Origin of the sequence: Enterococcus hailinensis (assembly GCF_045862035.1) — a bacterium.
In the GTDB taxonomy this organism is placed as follows: domain Bacteria; phylum Bacillota; class Bacilli; order Lactobacillales; family Enterococcaceae; genus Enterococcus_A; species Enterococcus_A hailinensis.
On the sequence record NZ_BAAFRV010000045.1, the window covers coordinates 1 to 3,209 of the forward strand.

Here is a 3,209-nt window from a genome sequence, read left to right on the forward strand (position 1 = left end):
TTCCTTTTTTTAGAGATTATTCATTCATAAATTTATCAACACTAACTATCATTTCAAGCTCTATTAACCTTTTTTCTGCTTTCTCTAAACAACCATATCTTAATAAAATATAAGATGTGTCATAATCGTAAAATACACGTTTCAATGTTTCATATTCTTCAATAAAGGTATCTTTATAACCGACAATTTTCATTTCTTTATGGTCTAAATTTTCAGGATAAAGTATAATTTCTTCATTATCATGAGCTATTTGTATTTTTTCTAAGGCTTCTTTTTCGTTCTTTGCTTCAATTTCAAATTCCTTTTCCAAAGTTTCAATTATTCTTATTTTATAAAACATAATGTTTTCTTCCTTTCTTTATAAATTACAAATCCTATCGGGCTTGTAAGTATTTTTTTTCTTCTTTTTCTTCTTTAATTTTTTGGCTTCCATACATTCCTCTTATTGTATCCATGTCATAGTTTTTATGGCTTCTTTTTTTGTAATCTTTAGGGGCTTTATACCAAGCATATTTTTTAGGTGAATATCGGAATTCTAGGGCTTTTATATCTTCTTTATATGGTTTTGTATTACCTGTTAGCCATATAAATGTTCCTACTACTTCGATTGCTACGCCGTCCATTTTTAGATTGAACAATTTATTAATAATATCCTTAAACTGTTCGGGTGTTTCTGTTGTTTCTTTGGTGTAAGTTTCACCTTCTTTATTCTTATGAGTGTTTTTAAGTTTGCTAAACAGTTTGTCATATTCATTGTTCAAAATTTTCATTTCTTCTTCATTCCCGCCACAATCGGGGTGTAACTTCAAAGCTAACTTTTTATAGGCTTTTTTCAATTCTTCCAATGTTTCAACGTTTTTAATGTATCTCATTTTTATCATTCCTTTTCTTTTTGATTTTTGGCTTTTTGACAACCATTTTTGTTAGGCGTTTGAGGAAGTGAAGCTGTTTTCCTCATGTTTTAAAAGCTAGAAATAAATTACAGTGTATGCTCCTTTCTTTTTTCGTTTTGTTAGTTCATTTTCGCCAGTGTGTTCGTGTCGTTTGCTGTGACGAGTACGCAACATAGACACAAAGAAAACACAAGGGCGAGCTTGCTCGTTTATATACCCTTGTGTTTTCGACTGGATATGTTAAGGTAACAAACAGTAAATGACACGTTACAGACTGCAAAATGTACCAACTGAAAAAAGAAAGAATACCGTTGTGTGCTTTATTTCTCGATCAGCTTTTAAAAAATGAGGAAAATTTTATAAAAAATAGGGCAGTTACCTTTTTGGTAACTGCCCTATCAGACCGTAGACAAATACCGTTTCGAGTAGCCATCATTGCTACTCGAAACGGTATTTGTCTACGGTCTGAAGCCCTATTTAAAGGGCTTTTATGTTTATTTTGAGAAAGAGATAAAATCAATATATCCCTTTTTCCCAATTTTTACAACGGCATTGTAGGGCTTTTTCTCTTTGTTTTTGATTCCTTTTACCAGAGTTTCTTTTCCCTCTAGTAATTCTTTTACATTTGTTTTGGTTAGTTTTTTCTTTCTAAAGTGTTCAGCTAAAGTAAACTTACATTCAGGATAATTTGAACAACCATAAAACGATTTTTTTAATACAATATTGTTTCCACACTTAGGACATTTTCCTACAATACTTTTTTCAGCTTCTTTTTCTTTCTGTACCTGGTAATCAGCAAAACTTAGTTTCTCTATATCGGTAGGTACATTTTTTAATAAATGAACGATAAACTTCTTGATATTATTAATAAAGTTTTCTTGATTACCTTCTCTTTTACCAATCTTCTTTAAATACGTTTCCCATTTAGCCGTCATTTCAGCACTCGTTAAGAGGTGCTGACTTTCGACTGCCTGGCACAATAATTTACCTTTTTCAGTCACAACAAGTTTATTTTTAATGACTTGGATCACTAGTGTTGCATAAAACATTTTAGAATATTCTGAAAACTATTTCCTCTGAAAATAAGTCAAAAAAAACTGTGCTGACGCAGAGGATGACTTTTTCCAGAAAATTTTTTATCTGTTATTCAACTGAAAACCAAAAGTAACGAGCCAAATTTCTTTTTTCTCATGTGGGAATTAATTTTTCTACCCAACATTCAAAAGGCTGAAGCAGTAAATAACGAAAGAATCGTTTGATTTGGAACACCGATTTTACTGTCTTCGTTTCTAATTTGATGAGAAACGTGAGAAGAGCGGAAATCATCGTTAGAATCAATTGATTATGCACGCCTTTTTCATTTTGAGAAAAGAAGGTTTTGCTGGTCATATGTTGTTTGATGTGTTTGAAAAACAATTCGATTTGCCAACGAGCGTGATACATATCAGAAATTTCTTTCGAAGAGACATCCATTCGATTGGTGATAAATTGAAACTCACGTCCGTTTTTATCTTGAACAGTGACTAGTCGAAAATTGGCGGTCAAATAAGTCTTAGACCCCAAGCGAACGAGTTCATCTCGTAGAATTTCTTCTTCTGGCGATTTTTCTAGTGTGTCTATCACATGAACTTTGGTATTTTTCTTGATGCGAGTGACGAAGAAATACCCGTCCCAATACATCTGATCCATCTTTTCAAAATCCAAGTAACCACGATCAAAAACATACGTTGCCTCTGGTTCATTCACCAGTACTGTCAGTTGATTGACATCATGTTCGTGTGCATTGGTTAATGTAAAATCAGTTGGATACATCGTGGCATCATCCATATAACAGAAGTTCAAGTGCAATTTAATACCTGACTTGGTTTTACGGAAAGTCGCCCACTTATGACGTTTTAAACTAAGCGAAAACGTACTGGAATCAATCAGATACAGATGATTTCGCTTGGTTGGTTTGATTTGATGTTGAACTTTTTCTAACAGTTGTTGAAAAATTTCTTCTAACACTTTAGGTTCAAGTGCATTAAATGCTCGAGACAATTGGGTATGACTAATCGATGACACATCGGTTTCTAGTTGGAGCGATCGGTCGATAAGAGCTGTACTCAAATCACGCAAACTTTCTTTTTCTTCATTAACTGCGTAGAGAAAGAGCTTGAGCATAGCTTCAAAAGACAGTTTTTACGATACGCCAATTGTAAAATTAAGCTAGACAACAAAAAAAGTCATTTATGCTACACTCAACTTGTATTTCCGCCTAAAGAAAAACAAGGAGTGAGCCTAAATGACCTATACTCATCTTACTACAGACGAACT

The 3,209-nt window shown here is 33.0% G+C and carries 3 protein-coding genes and 1 pseudogene; all 4 read right to left on the reverse strand.

Going from position 1 to position 3,209, the window contains the following annotated elements; genetic code table 11:
* Positions 1-16: 16 nt before the first annotated feature.
* Complete coding sequence (locus tag ACKTSC_RS13295) at positions 17-340, reverse strand: DpnD/PcfM family protein (RefSeq protein WP_407857821.1); 324 nt, start codon at positions 338-340, stop codon at positions 17-19.
* A gap of 34 nt (positions 341-374) precedes the next feature.
* Positions 375-872, reverse strand: a complete 498-nt coding sequence (locus tag ACKTSC_RS13300; protein WP_407857822.1) for a DnaJ domain-containing protein — start codon at positions 870-872, stop codon at positions 375-377.
* Between the two features lie 515 nt (positions 873-1,387).
* Positions 1,388-1,921 (reverse strand): annotated as a pseudogene (locus ACKTSC_RS13305) (topoisomerase C-terminal repeat-containing protein); the annotation flags it as partial.
* A 160-nt stretch (positions 1,922-2,081) separates the two neighbouring features.
* Positions 2,082-3,071 carry an IS4 family transposase gene (locus tag ACKTSC_RS13310; RefSeq protein ID WP_280114367.1) on the reverse strand — a complete coding sequence of 330 codons (990 nt, stop codon included), beginning with the start codon at positions 3,069-3,071 and terminating at the stop codon, positions 2,082-2,084.
* Positions 3,072-3,209: the final 138 nt, after the last annotated feature.

Coding starts and splice junctions, on each gene's coding strand:
- ACKTSC_RS13295 (WP_407857821.1), bottom strand. CDS start 340: ATGTTTTATAAAATAAGAATAATTGAAACTTTGGAAAAGGAATTTGAA.
- ACKTSC_RS13300 (WP_407857822.1), bottom strand. CDS start 872: ATGAGATACATTAAAAACGTTGAAACATTGGAAGAATTGAAAAAAGCC.